The sequence below is a fragment of the Bradyrhizobium sp. SZCCHNR2028 genome, assembly GCF_032380995.1.
Taxonomy (GTDB): Bacteria; Pseudomonadota; Alphaproteobacteria; order Rhizobiales; family Xanthobacteraceae; genus Bradyrhizobium.
In genome coordinates this window covers 25,427-45,933 of record NZ_JAUHJF010000018.1, presented here as the reverse complement: position 1 = coordinate 45,933, position 20,507 = coordinate 25,427, and the positions used below count along the sequence as shown (strand labels likewise).

The following is a 20,507-nucleotide window of genomic DNA, read 5'->3' as shown; positions in this document are numbered from 1 at the left end:
GAATAACGCGTGGAACTACATATCGGGCTTGTTCACGCGCGACCTTGCTTCAGGCCGCGACGGATGGGCCTCAGCCGCCAGTGGCGCAATAGCGGCGCCAGAACTGGCGATACCCCTCCTCGACCTTGCGCGTGTAAGTCTCGACATTGCCGGCGGCCGAGTTGGCCACCCGCGTCGGCAGCTCCGCGCGGAGCTGAGCGAGCTCGGCCGGCCGCGCCGCGTGTTTCAGGGCGATCGCAATGTACCCCTCGTCGTCCTCGGCCACCCAGTCGTCGAGCCCGATCGCCTTGACGATCGCGCCGCCGGCCCGCGACGCCGCGCTGCTGCCGAGCTTGGCGACCACGGGCACGCCGGCCTGCAGCGATTCCCAAGTGCTGACGCCACCATTCTGCGGGAACGGATCGAGCGAGATGTCGATGTTGGCGAACGCTGCGATGTGCTCGTGGCGCATCGAGGCGCCGAGACAGGTGAGGCGGCTCTCGTTGACGCCGTGCGCGGCGAAGCGGGCGATCAGCGTGTCGCGCAGGAATGCGTCCTCCAGCGCGCCGTTCTTGATGACGATGCGGGCGTCCGGCAACGCTTGGAGCAGCGCCGACCAGACCCTCAGCACCTCGTCGGAGATCTTGTCGACGCGGTTGAAGACACCAAACGTGACGTGGCCGTTGCGCAGCATCGGCAGCGGCGTCGCCTGCGCTCCCGGCAGCGGATCCGTCGTGATCAGCGCCGGGAGATCGTAGACCTGTTCGGCGAACAGCGGCCGCACCGCCGATGGCACCGTGACCGGATCGGCAAAGAAGTAGTCCATCGTAGGCAATCCGGTGCCGGTCGCGTTGCCCCACGCGGTGACCTGGATCGGCGCCGGCTTGCGGGCAAACACGGTGAGACGATTGCCGGCCGAGTGGCCGGAGAGATCGACCAGAATGTCGACCTGGTCGGCCTGGATGCGATCGGCCAACTCATCGTCGGACAATTGAGATCCGTCGACCCAGCCGTCGGCCGCGACCTTGCACTGTTCCGTCACGGAATCGACCAGCGGCGAGCACGAGTAGCAGATGACCTTGAATGCCGCGTGGTCGTGATGGCGCAGCACCGGAAGGAAGGTCAGCGCGGCCGAATGGCTGCGGAAGTCGGACGACACGTAACCGACCGTGATGCGGCGATCCGGATCGCGGTCGATGGCGGCAAGCTGGCGCTGCGGGATATGCGCGCCGATCCGCTCCCACCATTCGCGGCGGACAGCCTGATGCACGGCCACGTCGGCGCCGGGATAGAAATCGAGCGCGAAGATCTTCTTCATGATCGCATCCTCGAAATCCGGCTTGATCTCGAGGGCGCGGTCGAAGTGCTGGATGGCGCCGGCGGTATCGCCCTGCTTTGCGAGGCACGTGCCGAGCCAGATCAGCGCCACCTCCGACGCCGGATTCTGCTCCAGCACCCGCTTGCAGGCCACCATGGCCGGCGCGACCCGCTCGGTGAGCACGCAGACATGGGCCTTGCCGAGCAGCGCCGCCTCCAGCCCGAGGTCGGTCGCCAGCGCAGCATCGAAATCGGCCTCGGCCTCGGCGAACCGTCCCATCTGCACGTAGAGACGGCCACGCTGCGCGATGACCGCCGCCGTCCCCGGCTTCATGGCGAGCGCCGCGTTGAAGGCAGCGAGCGCCTGCTCGAGATGCCGCAGATTGACGCTGACCAGTCCCTTGCCGAACGTCGCCTGCATGTGCCGCGGCGCCAGCGCCAAGGCGCGGTCGAAACTCTGTTTGGCCTCTTCGTTGCGCAGCAGGAGCAGTTGCGCCATGCCGCGATTGCAGTAGGCGTCGGCAAAGTCCGGCTTGAGGGCGATGGCGCGGTCATGCACCTCGATCGCCTGCGCGAACAGCTGCATGTTCATCAGGGTGTTGCCGAGGCTCGTCAGCGCCGCGGCAAAATTGGGCTTGAGCGCAACGGCGCGCTCCTGTACCGCGCGCGCCTCCTCGTAGCGCTTCATGCTGAACAGCACGAGGCCGAGATTGGCCAGGGCCTCGGCATTGCGCGGCTCCACGGCGACCGCGCGGGTCAGGGCCTGCTCGGCGAGGTCGAGCCGGCCGCTGTCGAGCGCGGACGCGCCGAGAAGGTGCAAGGCGTCGAAATGATCGGGCACGAGGCCCAGAGCCTGTCCGCAGATGGTCTGGGCATCGGCGTGCCGGCCCGCCCGATAGGCCTCGACGGCCTTCGGCAGCAGGCTATCGGCCTGCTTGCGATTCTTCTTCTGCAGGCGCGCATTCTGGAACGCGCGCGATCCGATCGTGCTTTGCAACGAAGCTCTCCGGCGGACGACGTCCGGGGCTGTCTAGCACGGCTCGCGTGATTCGAGGCGAGACCCGCCCTACTCGCGGCGGTAATCGTCCTCGATGCGGATGATGTCGTCCTCGCCGAGATAGGACCCGGTCTGGACCTCGATCAGCTCCAGCAGGATCTTGCCCGGGTTCTCCAGCCGGTGCACCGCGCCCATCGGAATGTAGATCGATTCGTTCTCATGCACGGTCTTGACGGTCTCGTTCACGGTGACCCGCGCCGCGCCGCGCACCACGATCCAGTGCTCGGACCGGTGATAGTGCTTCTGCAGCGACAGGCGCTGGCCCGGCTTGACGATGATGCGCTTGACCTGATGACGCTCGCCATTGTCGACCGACTGATAGCTGCCCCAGGGCCGGTGCACCTTGATGTGCGTCTCGGTCACTTCGGGCGCCACGGTCTTGAGCTTGGCGACCAGCCGCTTCAAGCCGTTGGCATCGCGCTGGCGCGACACCAGCACGGCGTCCTGCGCGGCCACCACGACAAGATCGTCGACGCCTTCGAGCGCGACCAGCGCCTTGTCGGTGACCACGTTGCAGTTGCGGGAATCCTCGAACACGGCGGTGCCGCGCGCGGCATTGCCCTGCCCGTCCTTGTCGGACAGTTCCCAGACCGCATGCCAGGAGCCGACGTCAGACCAGCCGCACGACACCGCCACCACGGCGGCACGTTCGGTCTTTTCCATCACGGCATAGTCGATCGAGATCGGCTTGGCCGCCGCGAAGGCATCGGAATCCAGGATGATGAAACCGAGGTCGCGGCCGGCCTTGGAGACAGCGTCGATCACCGTCTGCACGCTGCCCGCGTCGAACTTGCGGTATTCATCGAGCAGGACCGACGCGCGGAACATGAAGTTGCCGCTGTTCCAGAGATAGCCCTCGCGGATGTAGCGCTCGGCGGTCGGCTGATCCGGCTTCTCGACGAATTTTGCGACGGCCCGCACTTCCCCGGATACCGATGCACCCGGGCTGATATAGCCATATTCGGTGGCCGCGCGCTCTGGATTGACGCCGAAGGTGACGATGCGGCCGGCCTCGGCGGCAGCGAGCCCCTGCCGGCACGCCGCGAGGAAGGCCGCGGTGTCGCGAACGACGTGATCGGCCGCGAGTGCCAGCACGACAGCGTCCTGATGGCGCGACTGGGCGAAGGCGGCTCCGGCTGCGATGGCCGGGCCTGAATCACGCCGCATCGGCTCCAGCAGGACGTCGGCCTCGATGCCGATCTCGGCCAGTTGCTCCAGCACCATGAAGCGATAGGCCAGGTTGGTGATGATGATCGGCCGTTCGAACAAGTCGGCATCGGATACGCGCAGCAGCGTGTCCTGGAACGTGGAACGGGTGCCGAACAGCGGCAGGAACTGCTTCGGGCGAACCTCCCGCGATGCCGGCCACAGCCGGGTCCCAGCGCCGCCGCACATGATGAGAGGAATGATGCGTCCGGTCATGAATCAACCCGTTAAATTCGGTGATAGTCGCGGTACCATTTCGCAAAACGTCCGATGCCGTCGGCGATCGAGGTCGCCGGCCGGAAGCCGATGTCGCGTTCGAGGTCGCTGACATCAGCATAGGTCGCCTCGACGTCGCCGGGCTGCATCGGCAGCATCTCCCTGATGGCCGGCCGCCCGAACTCCTTCTCTAGTAGTGTTATCACGTCCATCAGCTGTTCGGGATGATTGTTGCCGATATTGTAAATCCGCCATGGCGCCCGGCTGCTCGACGGATCGGGCCTGTTTCCATCCCAATCCGGGTTTCCCTGGGGCGGGCGGCCGATCAGGCGGACGATGGCCTGCACGATGTCGTCGACATAGGTAAAATCACGCCGCATCCGGCCTTGATTGAACAGCCTGACCGGCTGCCCTGCGAGGATGGCCTTGGCAAAGATGAACATCGCCATGTCGGGACGGCCCCAGGGGCCGTAGACGGTGAAGAAGCGCAGCCCGGTGGCCGGCAGGCGATAGAGATGGCTGTAGGAATGCGCCATCAGCTCGTTGGCCTTCTTGCTTGCCGCATAGAGGCTGATCGGATGATCGACATTGTCCTTGACCGAGAACGGCAGCTTGGTGTTGGCGCCATAGACCGATGAGGACGATGCGAACAGCAGATGCTCGCAGCCATGATGGCGGCAACCCTCGAGGACGTTGATGAAGCCCTCGAGATTGGCATCGACATAGGCGTGCGGATTTTCCAGCGAGTAGCGCACGCCGGCCTGGGCCGCGAGATGCACCACGGCGGGAAAGCGATGCTGGGCAAACAGCGCCTTGATGCCGGCACGGTCGATGAGATCGAGCTTGTGAAAGGTGAAGCCGGGCGCCGCCTTCAGAATGTCGAGCCGCGCCTCCTTCAGCTTCGGATCGTAATAGGCGTTGATGTTGTCGATGCCGACCACCTGCCGTCCCTCGGCGAGCAGCCGCTGCGACAGGTGAAATCCGATGAAGCCGGCGGCGCCGGTCACGAGGATGGGATGATCTGCCATGGTCGCTCCGTCAGGGTCGCCACAGTTCGATGGCGGCGGGTTTGCTCGCGCGGTCGAGCTTCATCTTGACGTCGAGCACGAGGCCGCTCTCCTCGCCGAGGAGGCTCTGAACCAAAGGCCAGCCTCCGGCCAGGAACTGATCGTGCGACACGGCCAGCACGACCGCGTCGGCTGGACGCAGCGCGTCAACTGCCGTGAGGCCGATGCCATACTCCTCGTGCACCGCCGCCGTATCGGCCAGGGGATCGGCGACCTGCACCTCGACGCCGAACGACTGCAGTTCGCTGATGATGTCGATCACCCGCGAATTGCGGATGTCCGGCACATTCTCCTTGAAGGTCATGCCGAGGATCGTGACGAGGCCGCTGCGCCCTTTCCGCTTCAGCAGCCCGCGAATGCATTCGCGCGCAATGCGCCGGCCCATCTCGTCATTGATGCGGCGGCCCGCCAGGATGACCTCAGGATGGTAGCCCGCCTTCTCGGCGCGATAGGTGAGGTAATAGGGATCGACGCCGATGCAGTGACCGCCGACGAGGCCGGGCGTGAAGGGCAGGAAGTTCCACTTGGTGGCGGCGGCTGCGAGCACGTCGCCGGTATCGATCTCGAGCGCCTGGAAGATCAGCGACAGCTCGTTCATGAAGGCGATATTGAGATCGCGCTGGGTGTTCTCGATCACCTTCGCCGCCTCGGCGACCTTGATCGAGGGCGCACGATGAATGCCGGCCGTGACGACCGAGCCATAGACGGCCGCCACGATCTCGAGCGTCTGCGGGTTCTGTGCCGAGACGACCTTGGTGATGGTCTCGAAGCGATGCGTCTTGTCACCGGGATTGATGCGCTCCGGCGAATAGCCGACGTTGAAATCGGCCCCCGCCTTCAGGCCCGAGCAGCTCTCCAGCAACGGGACGCAGTCTTCCTCGACGGCGCCCGGGTAGACGGTCGACTCATAGACGACGATGTCGCCGTGCTTCAGAACGGCGCCAACGGCGCGCGTCGCGGCCAGCATGGCGCCCAGATCGGGCCGACGTGCGCTGTCGATCGGGGTCGGAACCGTGACGATGAAGAAATCGGCAGTCTCGATATCGGCCGGCTCGCTGGTGAAGCGCAGGCCCGGCCGCCGCAGATCGCCCGCATCGACCTCGCAGGTCCGATCCCTGGCGTCCTTCAGCTCTGCGACGCGGGCCGCATCGATATCGAACCCGATCGCCGGGCAGCCTGTCCGCGCGAACGCAGCCGCGACCGGCAGGCCGACATAGCCAAGGCCTATCACCGCAATCTTCCGGCCATGAGACATAAATTGATATTCCGGTCGTTTCGGAGGCCATTGACGCCACCCCTGCGACTGTTTAGCCACCGGGGCATCAGGACCGCAAGGGGCGGCTACGGCTCCCCTTACCCGGGGTCCGGCCCTGCCAGGACGGGCGTTGCGCGTATCGCACTCGGCTTGGACCGTTTCAACCAAGAGCGAAGCCAGCCTGGCATGCGTGCGTTTTTGATTCTTCTCCTCCGGATCGTGGTGTCGCTGGCTCTGCTGTATCTCGCTCTGCGCGGGATCAACTTTGCGGCGATCCGCGAGCGGCTCAGTCAGATCAACATCGGCTGGATCGGGCTGGCGGTGGCCATCACGCTGGTGCAGATCTTCATCGGCGCCCTGCGGTGGCGCGAGATCTCCGCGCTGTGCGGCGCGCCGCTGACGGACATGCAGGCGTTCCGCTACAACATGATCGGCGCCTTCTTCAATCAGACCCTGCCGTCTTCGATCGGCGGCGACGCCGTGCGGCTGTGGCTGATCGGGCGCACCGGCGCCGGCTGGCGCGCAGCCAGCTACTCGATCCTGACCGACCGCGCCGTCGGCTTCATCGCGCTGGCGCTGATCATCGTCGCGAGCCTGCCGTGGAGCTATGGCATGATCGCCGACCAGCACGGGCGCCTGGCCCTGGTGCTGGTCGACGCCGCCGCACTGGCGGCCGGCGTCGGCTTCCTCACCATCGGCCATCTGCCGGCGGCGTGGATGAAGGCGTGGTGGCCGACGCGCCACGTCTATGCCTGCTCGGTGATCGCGAACAGGGTAATCTTCGGCCGGAGCACGGCTGCGAAGATCGCCGTGTTGTCGCTGTCGATTCACGTGCTCGCCGTCGTCATCGCCTGGTGCGCGGTGCGCTCCATCGCGGCGCCAGCCGCATTCGAACAACTGTTCCTGCTGACCCCGCCGATCATGCTGATCACGATGCTGCCGATCTCGATCGCTGGTTGGGGCGTCCGCGAGGCGACGATGATGGTCGCATTCGGCTATGCCGGGCTTGCGCCGGCCGACGGCACCGTGGTCTCGATCCTGTTCGGCGCGGTCTACTTCATCGTCGGCGGCATGGGCGGACTCGTGTGGATTCTCAGCGCCGAAAAGGGCGCTGGCCGCCTCGCCGTTCCCGCGACGGTCGAAGACTGACCTGGATCATGATGCGATTCCACGGAATCGCATCATGATCTCATCTCTTTGTTTAAGCATGATCTTTTCGGAAAACCGGTTTCCACTTTTCCGGATCATGCTCTAGGCGGCGCGCGCCCATTCGTCGTGCCAGGCCTGCGCCATCAGCACGTTCCAAAGCCAGTAGGAATGATTGTGGCGGCGGCTGAGATGCTCGTCGAACATGCGCGTCACCCGCACCGGATCGAACAGACCCTGCCGCCTCAGCCGCTCCGGCGACAGCAGGTCCGAGGCCCACGATTTCAACGGCCCACGCAGCCACGCGTCGAGGGGAATGCTGAAGCCCGTCTTCGGCCGATCGATCATCTCAGCCGGCACGTGGCGATACAGCACCTGTCGTACCAGCCATTTGCCGCGACCGTCCCGCACCTTCATGCTGGAAGGAACCTTGGCTGAAAACTCGACGACGTCCTTGTCGAGGAACGGCACGCGCGTCTCCAACGCCACCGCCATCGCCGCGCGATCCACCTTCTGCAGGATGTCGTCGCTGAGATAGCTGAGGGAGTCCGCCAGGGTCATGCGGTCGAGCGGGTCGAGCTGCGCCGCAAGCTGCCGCATCTCGTTCCCTGCCCAACTTTCCTGCTCCGTGCCGCCCACCACCGTCCCGGCCGGATCCTGATCGATCGAGCACAGCGCCCGGTAGAGGCCATCAAAGCCGTCGGCGGCAATGACGCGGCCGAGCTTGGCCGCCTGATCGCCGGCATGCCGAACCTTCAATCGGGCCGGCAACACCGGCTGCAGCGCCCTGAGAACCGTATCGGCCGGCTCTGGGGCGATCGCACCGAGAACGGCACCAATCGCACGCCGCAGCGACATCGGCACGCGACCAAGGCGCGCCTGCAGCGCGCCGCCCCATACATGCCTGTTGTAGCCGCCGAACAGCTCGTCGCCCGCGTCACCTGACAATGCGACAGTCACATGCCGGCGCGCGAGCTGCGCGACCAGATGCGTCGGGATCTGCGAGGAGTCGGCGAACGGCTCGTCATAGATCCGCGGCAGCTTGGGCACCACGTCCATCGCGGTCCGCGCATCGACATAGAGCTCGGTGTGATCGGTGCCGAGATGCTGCGCGACGTTGCGCGCGTCCTCGGCCTCGTTGTAGCCGCCTTCGGCGAAGCCGATGCTGAAGGTGCGCACAGGCTGGCCCGCCTGCGCCTGCATCAGGGCGACAATCGTCGACGAATCGACGCCGCCGGACAGGAACGCGCCGAGCGGTACGTCCGACAAGCACTGTCGCTTCACGGCCACCGACAGCAGCTGCTCCAGCCGTTCGACCGCCTCGCCCTCGTCGGCAATGCGATCGTCCTGAGCGGCGGCGACACGATCGCGCAGCGACCAATAGGGTTGCGGCAGCGGCCAGCCGCCGGGAGCCGCATCCGCGGAGAAGCTCACGAACGACGCCGAGGGCAGCTTGCGTATGCCGGTCCAGATCGTGGCGGGCGCCGGCACGTAGGAATAGCGCATGAACGCCGTGAGCGCCGCTCGGTCGAGCGACGGCGCCCAGGAGGGATGCGCCGCCAGCGCCTTGAGCTCGGAGCCGAACACCAGATCAGCGTTGCTCCAGCCGTAGAACAGCGGCTTTTCGCCGAAGCGGTCGCGTGCCAGGATCAATTGCCGAGTCTCGGCGTCCCACAGCCCGAAGACGAACATGCCGATCAGGCGCTGAAGCGTCGGTCGAACGCCCCATCGGCTGATCGCGGCGAGCAGCGTTTCGGTATCGGAATGACCGCGCCAATTCGGCGCGTCGCCACCGGCCTCCAGCTCGGCACGGACATCGAGATGGTTGTAGATCTCGCCGTTGAAGGTGACGGTGTAGCGCCCGCAGGCACTGTGCATCGGCTGCGCCCCGGCCTCGGAGAGATCGAGGATCGCCAGACGGCGATGTCCGAAGGCGAGGCCCCTCGCAGCGCTGATCCAACTGCCGGACGCATCTGGCCCCCGATGCGCCAGCGCCGTCGTCATGCGATCAATGATTCCGGTCAGTTGGGCCTCGTCGGCTCCGCCGGGGCGAAACAGGCCGGCTATGCCGCACATGGTGCCATCTCCGCCACCCCGTCCCCCATCTGCATGGCTCAGTGGCCCTCGACGGCGTCGCGCAGCAACTCCGTCTCATGATTGGCCAGGAAACCGAGGCTCGGACGGCTGGTGCCGTAGTAATAGGGCAGCCCCAGCGCACGCCTCCAGCGCGACAACAGTCCTGCGCCATCGTGATCGCCTTCGAATTCAGCCAACCGACCGTCGGCGATGGCCAGGACCTCATCGGCCGTGTGGCGGATGTCGTCCGCCGAGTTGGTCTCCGGATGCGCACCGCTCCGGCCCAGCACGGCCGCATCGAACACGCGCCAGCGCCAGGGCGACGTCGTCAGTTGATGCTGCGTCAGCACGGTGCCGTCTGCTAGCCTGACGGGCTTGAGGGCAAAACGGACGTTGCTGTTCCACAGCTGGGCGTCGGTCGTGATCGCATTCACGATCGCACAAGGAATGCCGAAACTGACAGCGACATTCGTCAACCCGGACGTCGTCCCAATGAATGCGTGGGCATGGCGAATCAGGTGGATGTCCATCAGCTCCGATCTGAATTCGCTCAGCGCGTAATCGATCGTGCGAGCCATCGGCGGAAGCCTCGGCGAGTTCGGACCACCGAGCTTGATGACCCATCCGCCATGGGTGGTGATCAGACGAATGGCGTCCAAAGACGTCTCGATCGGCGCATTGCGATGGGTCTGCCCTGTGCCCATGAACTCGAAATAGTGCGCAGCGTCCCGCGTGTGCAGGCACACATACCAGTCGTCGGGCTTCATGCCGTGGCTGGAACGGAACGCGTCGAAGCGAGCCGCTGCGGCGGCCGCACTCCGATCGTAGGCGTCACGCAGCGGATGCCCTCTTCCCTCGCGCTCCCATTGTTCGATGGCGATCGCACCGGCGTCCTGCCAAGGTACGACCCGCCCGTCCGGCAGCCTGAACGCGTTGAAATTCAACCCGTACCAGCGCTGCAAGGACAGCAGTTCTTCACCCAGTCGCTCCGATACGGTTTCACCGATCACCACGACCTTGCCGAAACTTTCAAACAGCTTGAAGAAGACCGCATTGGCGATGCTGTCGGGGCGGACGACGATCACGGCTTCGCCTGACCACCAGCCCAGCTCTCGCATGCGAAACAGGATGTCGAGCATGCCCAGATGGCCGATCTGCGTCGCCCATTCCTCAGGAACGAGCCGCAGCGCATCCAGGGTCACGCCGAGCCGGTCGAGCAGCCGCCTCAACTCATCAGAAAGCGGTGGCGGCGATGCCCGGAGTTCCTGCTGCACGTTCAAAGCCCGCTCGTACAAGCGAATTGCAATCTCGCCGCGACCGACATGCATCACGCGCTGGCCCGTGAAGTTGCACAGGTCGAACAGCCGGCCGCGAGCCCCGCAGAGGAAATCGAGGCTGTTCGGGAAGTAACGCGGTGAATTCCGAGCCGCGATGTTCTGGTGGGGACGGAAAAAATGCAGGCTGCTCCGACACGCCCAGAACATCGCATCGAGCGCCGCCGCTTCATCCCCTTCGATGAGGTCGACCATGGCCTTGTAGAAGGCGAGATCGACCATCGCCTCGAGCTGTTCGGGCTTCGCTCCTGCCGCGGCGTCGCGCGCCTCCGAAAACTCGCCCAGCTCGAACAAGGATCGAACCAGCGCGTATCTGGTCTCCGCGTCATCGGACGCCAAGGCATCGCGGCCGACCATGCCGGCGGCCTCGCGATAGGCACCGATGCTGCTCAGGGCTCGAAGCGAGGCAGCGGGGAAATGGCGGCTGAGAGCCGTCGAAAAACGAAACTCCGGCCGAGTTGCAAGATATGACGTCACATAGGGAAAATACGCCTGAGCCAGGCGCCGCCTGAGCGGAAGTCTCGCGGCGAAGGCGATCACCAGACCAAGGAACACCACGCGTCGCGGCAGCAGATTGAGGGTCGCCCCGACTATGACAAAGACCTGGTAGACAAACCGTCGGCGCCCGCCGCGCATCGGCCTTCGCTTTTGCAGTTTCATACGACCAAGTTCCACACAACCTTGAAATCCCCGATTCCGCGCGTTCGGATCAAGGCAGAGCTTGGACGACCGGCCGTTCAAGTCGCCTGCGCTGCGCGCCCGGGATCACTTCTCGGGATGAGGACAGCACGCTCGCCGGGTCGGATGCGAGATTCCCCCAAGGAGACATCGCCCCGCAAATGCCAACCAGGGATTGAACCGTTTGGATCGCACCTATAACAGAGGTGTCGGGAATTTTCCAAGCCGAACATGGGGATGAACGCGAGCAAACCTAAGAGAGAGGAGAATTCAGAAATTCCGGCATCCAACCGCACCTGGTCACATCGCCCCTGATGGCGGGGAGACGTCGACGTCTCGGACGAACCGGCATGGCGCCGGCGTCGCCTTTTGCTGAAATCCCGCACAATCATTTGCCGTCGGGAAATGCCCGTTTGAAGGCCGCCGTCTTGACGATCTCGCGAGCAAGATGGCTCGTAAAGACCTGAGCGCCCTGCCGATCCAAATGGCCGCCGCCGTCAATCGTCGTCAGGCCATCGAATGGCGGCGCGATCAGCTCGATGTTCAATTCTTTCGCCAGTTCCGCGGCCTGCTGGACGCAAGACTGGCTATGCGGGACCAATGTGAGCACGACCTGTCCGCCCACCTCATTGAGAAATCTCTTCGCATAGTCGACAATCGCGGGGGTCGTATGGCAGTCAGGATTGCGGGCCGACAGCATCGGCTTGTTGCCCAAGGCGACGTAGCCCGGATTGGCATCCAGCGCCATGTCACCATCAGTGATGTTGCGATAGAGGCCGGTGGGCGAGAAATAGCCATTCTGATACGCCGCAACCAAGTCCTCGATACGCCAGTGCAAATTGCGGCCGATCACCGTCAGGTACCCCCGCATTCGATTGCGCTGGACGGCGGCAATGGGCTGTTTCTGCGGACCAAGAGTGACGTTGAGATCGTTGCTGAAAAAGTGCACGAACTGATCGTCGGCATTGATGATCCACAGACGCGGACGGATTTTCCAACGTTGGATCACGAGCCGCGAGAACTCACCGCCGCGAATGCCCACGAAGGCCATGTTGTAGATCCCCAATCGACCGAGCACCGGCGATTGCGCGAGCGTCTGCCGGTCCACGGCATAGCTGACGAAGGACGGACCAAGAAAGACAATGTCAGCCCGCTTGGCGGCTTCGACCGATCCTCCGAGGTTGCTGTAGAAGATATCCTGGTCCTGGATCTGCGGAATGCTGCGGCCTCCGAAATCACGATACCAGTTGGTGTCGCCTTGGCGCGGAATCTGCAGCACTCCATCGCGCAACGTCCACACGTCGGACGAGAACAGCGACAAACCGAGCGAAAACGCGAACGCGGCCGCCAGGCCCACAATTCCGACTGCGATGAGATAGCGCCCGAATCCACCCGGTTCAGCTGACTTTTCCGGTGCAGACCGGCCGACTGTCGACATGACGCAATTCCCGCTCGATAGGTTGTCTCGGTGGGTGTCGTGGCAGCTGCTTTCGGCTTCGACAACGAGAGTCTAGACACGACGTCAGCCGGTGGAACAGAGGGTTTCCCGCTCCTCCCCAGTTTGCTTTGCGCGCGAGAGCGCAGACCTATCGGGATGTCATCTGCATGGCCCATAGAGGGTTTCCTCGCCGCTACGATCATCGGCGAGAGTGATTGCGCGAAACCCCATCATGGCGTCGTCGGATTGGCGTCGTTGGTCAGATTTTCGAGCTGCCATAGCAGAAGAATCATTGATCGAAAAGGGCCCGCTCTTTTCGAGAGGCCGGCCGCACGTCGCTGCCGTCAGGAGGCGGCATCCCCCGAAATTCGCAGCGGGAGAGGTGCACCCAACTTGGCAGCGCCCTCAATCATTGATAAAGCAACGCAATATGCAGCAACATCAAGAAACTTGTTATGCTTTTCACGCAGTTTGAGTTTCTGTTCCTGTTCCTGCCGGTGACCCTGGTCGGCTATTTTCTGCTGGCTCGCTTTTTCGCCGCCCCCGTCGTGCGCCTCAGCTGGCTCACCGCGGCGTCGCTCACCTTCTACAGCTATTGGGACATTCACTTCGTCCCGATCATCCTGGTCTCCATCGTCTTCAATTATACGATGGGTCTGCTGATTGCCGGACAGACCGGAAAGCTCCGCACTGGCCTGTTTTCAGCTGCCATCACGCTCAACCTGGCTGCGCTCGCGTTCTACAAATACACGAATTTCGGCATCCAGATCCTCAATGCGATCACCGCGTCGAAACACCCCTCGCTCGCGATCGTTCTCCCGCTCGGCATTTCGTTTTTTACCTTCACCCAGATCGCCTACCTCGCCGACGTCTACGGGGGGTATTCCGATGAGCGAAGCTTCGTGAAATACGGCCTGTTCGTCACGTATTTCCCGCATCTGGTCGCCGGCCCGATCCTCCATCACCGCGAGATGATGCCGCAATTCGGCTCGGAGGAGAGCCGAAGGATTTCGCTCGAAAAAGTCGCGGTCGGCCTCACGATTCTGACCATTGGGCTATTCAAGAAGTCGTTCATCGCGGATGGGTTCGGCCTGATCGCGAATCCCGTGTTCCAGGCCGCCAATTCGAGCCACCTTCACCTGATCGACGCCTGGGGCGGCGCGCTCGCATACTCGCTGCAGATCTACTTCGATTTCTCAGGCTACTCGGACATGGCGATCGGCATCTCGATCATGTTCGGGATCCGGCTGCCCTTCAACTTCGATTCCCCCTACAAGTCGCTGAGCATCGTCGAATTCTGGCGCCGTTGGCATATCTCGCTGTCGCGCTTCCTGCGCGACTATCTCTACATCCCGCTTGGCGGCAACCGCTACGGCGAGCACCGGAGAAACGCCAACCTCTTCGCCACCATGCTGCTCGGCGGTCTCTGGCACGGCGCCGGCTTCACCTTCATCATCTGGGGCGCCCTGCACGGGCTGTTTCTGATCGTCAATCATCGCTGGAGCAAATTCGTCGCGCAGCGACCGGCCCTCACCCGCCTGTCGGCGACCGCCTGGTATGCGGTGGCGGCTCTATTGTTGACACAGTTCGTCGTGGTTCTGGCATGGGTTTTCTTCCGGGCCGACAATCCGAATGCCGCGGTCAGGCTGATCAAGGGGATGCTCGCCCTGTCCAACCCGGAGAAGATCACGGCAACGAACCTCGTCGATCCGCGCGTCATGATCGCGATCCTGGCAGGCTATGTCGCCTGTTTCACCCTGCCCAACGTGAACACAATGTTCGAGCGTTGGAAAGTCGGGCTGGAAACCTACCACAACCCTCGTCCCTGGAGCATTCTGAACCTGAAGTGGCGACCGTCCTTGCCGTGGGCAATCGGAACTTCCATCGCGCTCGTGGCGGCAGTTCTGATGAACATCATTGCCGGAGACACCTCGCAGTTCCTCTACTTCCAATTCTGAACGAGCCGGGCGTGGCAAGCGACGGGCCTCGAGCCCTCGCCACCGACATTCTGGCTTAGTGAACGCAGAAGGGCCGTCGATCGCGCCGATCCTGCTGAGGAATCCGAATATGTTCTCGTCGAAGCTGTCCAGGCAGGCGGCGTGGCGCTGGCGCATCATCCGCTTGCGGCAACCACGCCAAGCTATTAGCCTGATTCTAGCGCAATCAACTCCCAGCACGACGCGGATTGCGAGCCAAACTCGCTAACTCCCGAAGCACAATCATCAAGGCGGGCTCGAACTTTGGCGCGGTATCTTGCGATCGTAGTGGCGCTGTTTGCTGTCGTTTTCCTGCCGCTGCTGGCTGTTTTCGAATGGGCCGGCTGGCGATTGGGCGCGACCGTTCCGCTCTCCATGATTGCAGCCCAGCAATCGCGCACAGAACGGCTGGTCTGGCTCGGCACCTTCAAGGACTATGCACCCTACAAGCTCGAACGAATCAAACAGGTCCGTCCTGAGGTTCTGCTGGTAGGAAGTTCGCGGTGCGGTCAGGCGCGCGAGCAGATGTTCCGCCCCTATGTGACCTACAATGCGTGCCTGACGGCTTGGCCTCTCACGCACGTTGTGGACTTTGTCGATCGCGCAACCACGGTGGCGAAGCCGCGCGTAGTCGTCGTAGCGCTGGACTACTTCCTGTTTGGCGATTTCCTCGCTGACGTCTGGCGGAAAGAACGCACGATGGACTTCGCCCAGGGCATCGATTCGCATCGGCGGAAGCTGCACGACGTCGCAGACTTCGTCACGCGGGCCCACGGAGACCTCGATGCAATCCGTTCGGCCATGATGACGCCGCAGCTCGAGCCTGTTGACAACAACAGGCTGATAGGAACAGAGGCGATCCGTGGCAAGTTCGGGTTCCGCAAGGATGGTTCCGTCATGGTCGCGCCACCCTACCGGAATGCAGCAGCCGAAACCTTGGCGCGCGGCGCTCAATACGTCACCTCCTCGTTTCCGGGCGCGCCCCATCTCAGCGAACGCGAATTTGGCGAGATCGAGCGGCTGTCTCGGCTGTCCCGCGAGCGCGGGTTCTCGGTGATTGCAATCCAGTATCCGCTCCTGGAGAGCGCTGCCGCCTTTCTCGACACCGATGAGGCCTATTGGCCCTATTCCGGACTCTGGCGCGAGATCAGGAGTCCACAGACCGTCGAAAGATTTGCGCAGCTAGGCATTCAGTTCTTCGACATGAGCCGCACCGAGATATCGCGCGATGCCGGCAACTTCTTCGATCCCGCGCATCCTTCGGAACGGGGCATGCTCAAGACCTACCTCGCACTGCTGGACCGCCCCGAGTTCGGCAAGCTGTTTCCGCTGATCGACCGCAGCGCGTTGACGGCCGATCTTGAAAAAGGACAAGGTGAACAGTTCGACCTCTATCACTGAGACGTCCTGCGAGAGACTGGCGTCCCCGAGGCTTTTCCGCGTGGCCCGCCGACCAGCGCAACGCAGTCCGTCTCTCGCCGGAGCATTCTTGGATCCATCCTTCGCCTGATTCGTCTGCACAGCGCCGAGCATTGCCGTGAAGGACGATGAGCTCTCCGGAAGCCGCATTCCGACGCGACCACACAACCGCAAGCTAACAGGACTGTTTGTGCTGCTGCGCACACCTGATAAAGAGACCATTGGAAATGATCGGCCGCCGGCCCCTCCATCGCTCCGATCTCGGGGTCGCGCTTGTTTTTTTCGCAACGAAATCAATGTCGGGCATGAAAGATGCAGATCGGAACGGGATTCGCGGTGCAGATGTGCCGGGCGACAGCGACGCTTTGCATCGGAGTTCTTCGGCCGGCGAATGACACGCTGGCCGGATGTCCTACCTCAGCCCGATCGAGCCGGAGGTGAATTCCTTGGATCAGGTGATCGATATGAGTGAGATGGATCTGGCCTGCCAGACTGTTCGCGCCTCTTGTGACTCCGGGGAGACGATTGCGTTCGTGTCCGGCAACTTCAACGTCGTGCACCCCGGACATCTACGGCTCTTGAAGTTCGCCGCCGAGCAGGCCGACGTGCTGGTCGTGGGCGTCAATCCCGATTCGACGCCCGGCGTGACCCTGGCGCAGGACATGCGCCTCGAAAATGTGCGTTCCATCGCCTTTGTGCACCATGCCGTGCGCTTGGATACGTCGGCGTCCGACTTCATCGCGCATCTGAAGCCGACCGTCGTCGTCAAGGGCAAGGAGTTCGAGGATCGCGCCAATCCCGAGCAGGAGGCCGTGGACGTCTATGGCGGGCGGCTGATCTTCTCGTCCGGTGAGTTGCGCTTTGCGTCGCTGTCGCTGCTGGAACGCGACGCCAACATCGACATCTCCACGGTTCGCAAACCGCAGGAATTTCCCAAGCGCCACGGCTTCGAGATCACGAATCTGAAGGATCTGCTCCGCAAGCTCTCCGGCATGCGGGTCGCCGTCATCGGCGACCTGATCGTCGACGAATATGTCACCTGCGATGCGGTCGGCATGTCCCAGGAGGATCCGACCATCGTGGTGACGCCGCTGATGACCCGCACCTTCGTCGGCGGTGCCGGCGCGGTTGCGGCGCATGCCCATGGCCTCGGCGCGGACGTGAAGTTCTTCACGCTCGTCGGCGACGACGAGGCGGCGCGATTCGCGCGCAACACGCTGGAACAGCATGGCGTCAACTTCAACGCCTTCACCGACCAGAGCCGGCCGACCACGCGCAAACAGCGTTTTCGCGCGCTCAACAAGACGTTGCTGCGGGTCAACCATCTGCGCCAGCACGCCTCGGACGCCGACCTGCAGCGGCAAATGCTGACATCGGTCGAGCGTGCCTTGAAGACCTGCGATCTGCTGCTGTTCTCCTGCTTCAACTATGGCTGCCTGCCGCAGGATCTGGTCGACGCGATCGCGGATCGCGCCCGCGCACAGGGCGTGATGATGGCGGCCGACAGCCAGGTGTCCTCGCAGACCGGCGACGTCTCCCGCTTCAAGGGCATGACCCTGCTGACGCCGACCGAGCGCGAGGCGCGCGTCGCGCTGAACGACTTCATCTCGGGCCTCGCCGTGATCAGCGAGCGGCTGGTCGAGCGGGCCCGCACCAAGAATCTGGTGATCACGCTCGGCGCCGAAGGCGCGCTGATCAACACCTTGGCGGATGGCACCTTCACCTCGGACCGGCTGCCGGCGTTCAATCCGTCGCCGAAGGACGTGTCCGGCGCCGGCGACAGCTTCTTCATGGCCTGCTCGATGGGCCTGCGCGCGGGCGCCGATATCTGGCGGGCCTCCTATCTCGGATCGCTGGCGGCCGCCCTCCAGGTCTCCCGCGTCGGCAACCTGCCCTTGACGACGGCGGAGCTGGTGCGGGAAATCGACGAGACTGGGTTCAGCCAGGAGTAGGATGTCGTCATGCGTGCCCTCCTGCTCGCGGCGGGGATCGGAAGCCGGCTGCGCCCGCTGACCAATACGACGCCGAAATGCCTGGTGCGTGTGCACGACCGGCCATTGCTGGACTACTGGCTCGATCTCGTGTTCGAAGGCGGCATCGAGCGCGCGCTGCTCAACACACACTGGCTCGCCGAACAGGTGCGCGTGCACGTGGCGCAATCGCGCTGGCGGGACCGCATCGATCTCGTTCACGAAGATGAACTGCTCGGGACGGGCGGCACCATGCTTGCCAACCGCGCCTGGTTCGGCGACCAGCCCTTCCTCGTGGCTCACGCCGACAATCTGACGGATTTCGACGTCGCGGGGCTGCTCTCCGCCCATCGCAACCGCCCTGATGGCTGCATCATGACGATGCTCGCGTTCCGCACCGATGATCCGAGCTCGTGCGGGATTCTCGAGCTGGACGATCAGCACAGGGTGATCGCCTTCCACGAGAAGGTCAAGAATCCGCCTGGGAACCTCGCCAATGGCGCGGTCTACGTGTTCGATCCTGCCGTCATCACCGACATCGCCGCGTTGGGAAAGCCGATCGTCGATCTCTCCACCGAAATCATCCCCAACTATCTCGGACGCATTTTGTGCGTGGAAACCAGCGGTTATCATCGGGATATCGGTAACCCGGAAAGCTTGCGCCGGGCCCATTTGGAGTTTAATCACGAACCGCGCCGTGGCGGGGACGTCTGACGGGCGGCTTGCGCCGCCGGGCTGGTCGCCTTCCCTAGCCAATTTGTATAAAGGTGCGCGCGACGCGCCAGCCGGCGACACGACAGGCGAGCCACGGGGATTGCTCAGATGAAGATATTCGTGACCGGAGCGTGCGGCTACAAGGGCAGCGTGCTCGTGCCGAAGCTCTTGAAGGCCGGCCACAAGGTGGTCGCGTTCGACATCATGTGGTTCGGCAATTTCCTCGAGCCGCATCCGGATCTCACCGTCGTCCAGGGCGACGTCCGCAATCCCGACGCCATCGACCTGACCGGGGTCGACGCCATCATCCATCTCTCCAGCGTCGCCAACGACCCGTGCGGCGATCTCGACCCCAAGCTGACCTGGGAGATCTCCTGCCTCGCCACGATGCAGCTCGCCGACCGCGCCTATCGCCATGGCATCAAGCGCTTCATCTACGCGTCCTCCGGCAGCGTCTACGGCGTGAAGGAAGAGGAGCAGGTCACCGAGGATCTCGAGCTGCTGCCGATCTCCGAGTACAACAAGACCAAGATGTGCGGCGAGCGCATCGTGCTGTCCTACAAGGATGACATGGTGGTGCAGATCGTCCGTCCCGCGACCGTGTGCGGCTACTCTCCGCGCCAGCGGCTCGACGTCTCCGTCAACATGCTGACGATGCAGGCGCTGATGAACGGCCGCATCACCGTGTTCGGCGGCGACCAGACCCGGCCGAACATCCACATCGACGACATCACCGACCTTTATCTCTTCCTGCTCGATCATCCTGAGCACACCGGGATCTATAATGCGGGCTTCGAGAACATCTCGATCCTCGATATCGCCAATCTGGTCACCAAGCACGTGCCGGCTGAGGTCATCGTGACGCCCTCGAACGACCCGCGCAGCTATCGCGTCAACTCCGATCGCCTGCTCGCGACCGGCTTCCGCCCGAAGAAGACGGTGGAGGACGCGATCAAGGAAATCATCGGCATGTACTCGCAGGGCCAGCTCAAGAACGACGATCGCTGGTACAATCTGAAATGGATGGAGAAGGAGGTCGTGAAATGAACGTCCTGGCCTTCAAGACCCCCGGCAGCCTGTTCGCCGACTACACCAGCCGCTTCAGCACCGTGCTGAAGGATTTCGACTGGAGCCCGGTCGAGAAGCTCGCCTATGATCTGCGCGACTGCTGGCAGACCGGCCGGCAGGTGTTCTTCTGCGGCAATGGCGGCAGCGGCGGCAACGCCAACCACCTCGCCAACGATTTCCTCTACGCGCTCTCGAAGACGCCGGGCTCGGGTCTGCGCGTGCACTCGCTGTCGTCGAACCCATCCGTGATCACCTGCCTCGCCAATGACGAAGGCTATGACCAGGTGTTCTCGCTGCAGCTCGCGGTGCTCGCGCGCAAGGGCGACGTGCTGATCACCTTCTCCGGCTCCGGCAACTCGCCGAACATCCTGAAGGCGCTGGAAGAAGGCAAGAAGATCGGCATGACCAGCTATGCCGTGCTGGGCTTTTCCGGCGGCAAGGCCAAGGCGCTCGCCGACGTGCCGATCCATTTCGCGGTCGACGACATGCAGATCGCCGAGGACGCGCAGATGGTGATCGGCCACATGATCATGCAGTGGCTGTACGCGCAGCGCGGCGACATCATCACGACGCGCGAGGTCTGACGGACAG

General features: G+C 63.5%; 14 protein-coding genes. 7 read left to right on the top strand and 7 right to left on the bottom strand.

Annotated elements, in window-relative coordinates; all coding sequences use genetic code 11:
• Nucleotides 1-70: 70 nt before the first annotated feature.
• The 4 genes from QX121_RS24560 to QX121_RS24545 form a co-directional block, all read right to left on the bottom strand.
• Nucleotides 71-2,293, bottom strand: a complete 2,223-nt coding sequence (locus QX121_RS24560) for a tetratricopeptide repeat protein (RefSeq protein ID WP_315813255.1) — start codon at nt 2,291-2,293, stop codon at nt 71-73.
• 69 nt (nt 2,294-2,362) lie between these two features.
• On the bottom strand, nt 2,363-3,775 hold the full coding sequence (locus QX121_RS24555; protein WP_315758396.1) for a mannose-1-phosphate guanylyltransferase/mannose-6-phosphate isomerase: 1,413 nt from the start codon (nt 3,773-3,775) through the stop codon (nt 2,363-2,365).
• Between the two features lie 11 nt (nt 3,776-3,786).
• Nucleotides 3,787-4,803 (bottom strand): NAD-dependent epimerase, encoded by a 1,017-nt coding sequence (locus QX121_RS24550; RefSeq protein ID WP_315777131.1) that lies wholly within the window; start codon nt 4,801-4,803, stop codon nt 3,787-3,789.
• Between the two features lie 10 nt (nt 4,804-4,813).
• A complete protein-coding gene (locus QX121_RS24545; protein WP_315782703.1) occupies nt 4,814-6,097 on the bottom strand; it encodes a nucleotide sugar dehydrogenase in 1,284 nt (427 codons plus the stop codon).
• Nucleotides 6,098-6,283: 186 nt separating this feature from the next.
• Between QX121_RS24545 and QX121_RS24540 the strand changes: the two genes are divergently transcribed.
• Complete coding sequence (locus QX121_RS24540; protein WP_315798930.1) at nt 6,284-7,246, top strand: lysylphosphatidylglycerol synthase transmembrane domain-containing protein; 963 nt, start codon at nt 6,284-6,286, stop codon at nt 7,244-7,246.
• A 102-nt stretch (nt 7,247-7,348) separates the two neighbouring features.
• On the opposite strand, the gene asnB is transcribed toward QX121_RS24540, so the two are convergent.
• The 3 genes from asnB to QX121_RS24525 all read right to left on the bottom strand — a co-directional run bounded on the left by asnB (nt 7,349) and on the right by QX121_RS24525 (nt 12,769).
• Nucleotides 7,349-9,319 carry an asparagine synthase (glutamine-hydrolyzing) gene (gene asnB / locus QX121_RS24535; RefSeq protein ID WP_315813254.1) on the bottom strand — a complete coding sequence of 657 codons (1,971 nt, stop codon included), beginning with the start codon at nt 9,317-9,319 and terminating at the stop codon, nt 7,349-7,351.
• Nucleotides 9,320-9,357: 38 nt separating this feature from the next.
• Nucleotides 9,358-11,313, bottom strand: a complete 1,956-nt coding sequence (locus QX121_RS24530) for a TIGR04372 family glycosyltransferase (RefSeq protein ID WP_315813253.1) — start codon at nt 11,311-11,313, stop codon at nt 9,358-9,360.
• A gap of 406 nt (nt 11,314-11,719) precedes the next feature.
• A complete protein-coding gene (locus QX121_RS24525; RefSeq protein WP_315777126.1) occupies nt 11,720-12,769 on the bottom strand; it encodes a hypothetical protein in 1,050 nt (349 codons plus the stop codon).
• 455 nt (nt 12,770-13,224) lie between these two features.
• Between QX121_RS24525 and QX121_RS24520 the strand changes: the two genes are divergently transcribed.
• From QX121_RS24520 to QX121_RS24495, 6 genes are all read left to right on the top strand, one after another.
• The gene (locus QX121_RS24520; RefSeq protein ID WP_315738893.1) at nt 13,225-14,727 is read left to right on the top strand and encodes an MBOAT family protein; all 1,503 of its coding nucleotides are present in this window, start codon (nt 13,225-13,227) and stop codon (nt 14,725-14,727) included.
• A gap of 306 nt (nt 14,728-15,033) precedes the next feature.
• Complete coding sequence (locus QX121_RS24515) at nt 15,034-16,146, top strand: hypothetical protein (RefSeq protein ID WP_315813252.1); 1,113 nt, start codon at nt 15,034-15,036, stop codon at nt 16,144-16,146.
• Between the two features lie 482 nt (nt 16,147-16,628).
• Nucleotides 16,629-18,116, top strand: a complete 1,488-nt coding sequence (locus tag QX121_RS24510) for a PfkB family carbohydrate kinase (RefSeq protein WP_409997764.1) — start codon at nt 16,629-16,631, stop codon at nt 18,114-18,116.
• 9 nt (nt 18,117-18,125) lie between these two features.
• Nucleotides 18,126-18,848, top strand: a complete 723-nt coding sequence (locus QX121_RS24505; RefSeq protein WP_315777124.1) for a nucleotidyltransferase family protein — start codon at nt 18,126-18,128, stop codon at nt 18,846-18,848.
• Nucleotides 18,849-18,956: 108 nt separating this feature from the next.
• A complete protein-coding gene (locus QX121_RS24500) occupies nt 18,957-19,895 on the top strand; it encodes an SDR family oxidoreductase (RefSeq protein WP_315738896.1) in 939 nt (312 codons plus the stop codon).
• Entirely contained in the window at nt 19,892-20,500 is a 609-nt protein-coding gene (locus QX121_RS24495; RefSeq protein WP_315712798.1) for an SIS domain-containing protein, read from the top strand. Before QX121_RS24500 ends, QX121_RS24495 begins: the two co-directional genes overlap by 4 nt.
• Nucleotides 20,501-20,507: the final 7 nt, after the last annotated feature.

Excerpts from the sequence above, each read along its gene's own strand:
- QX121_RS24555 (WP_315758396.1), bottom strand. The coding sequence starts at position 3,775 with ATGACCGGACGCATCATTCCTCTCATCATGTGCGGCGGCGCTGGGACC.
- QX121_RS24550 (WP_315777131.1), bottom strand. The coding sequence starts at position 4,803 with ATGGCAGATCATCCCATCCTCGTGACCGGCGCCGCCGGCTTCATCGGA.
- QX121_RS24545 (WP_315782703.1), bottom strand. The coding sequence starts at position 6,097 with ATGTCTCATGGCCGGAAGATTGCGGTGATAGGCCTTGGCTATGTCGGC.
- QX121_RS24540 (WP_315798930.1), top strand. The coding sequence starts at position 6,284 with ATGCGTGCGTTTTTGATTCTTCTCCTCCGGATCGTGGTGTCGCTGGCT.
- asnB (WP_315813254.1), bottom strand. The coding sequence starts at position 9,319 with ATGTGCGGCATAGCCGGCCTGTTTCGCCCCGGCGGAGCCGACGAGGCC.
- QX121_RS24530 (WP_315813253.1), bottom strand. The coding sequence starts at position 11,313 with ATGAAACTGCAAAAGCGAAGGCCGATGCGCGGCGGGCGCCGACGGTTT.
- QX121_RS24525 (WP_315777126.1), bottom strand. The coding sequence starts at position 12,769 with ATGTCGACAGTCGGCCGGTCTGCACCGGAAAAGTCAGCTGAACCGGGT.
- QX121_RS24520 (WP_315738893.1), top strand. The coding sequence starts at position 13,225 with ATGCTTTTCACGCAGTTTGAGTTTCTGTTCCTGTTCCTGCCGGTGACC.
- QX121_RS24510 (WP_409997764.1), top strand. The coding sequence starts at position 16,629 with ATGAGTGAGATGGATCTGGCCTGCCAGACTGTTCGCGCCTCTTGTGAC.
- QX121_RS24505 (WP_315777124.1), top strand. The coding sequence starts at position 18,126 with ATGCGTGCCCTCCTGCTCGCGGCGGGGATCGGAAGCCGGCTGCGCCCG.
- QX121_RS24500 (WP_315738896.1), top strand. The coding sequence starts at position 18,957 with ATGAAGATATTCGTGACCGGAGCGTGCGGCTACAAGGGCAGCGTGCTC.
- QX121_RS24495 (WP_315712798.1), top strand. The coding sequence starts at position 19,892 with ATGAACGTCCTGGCCTTCAAGACCCCCGGCAGCCTGTTCGCCGACTAC.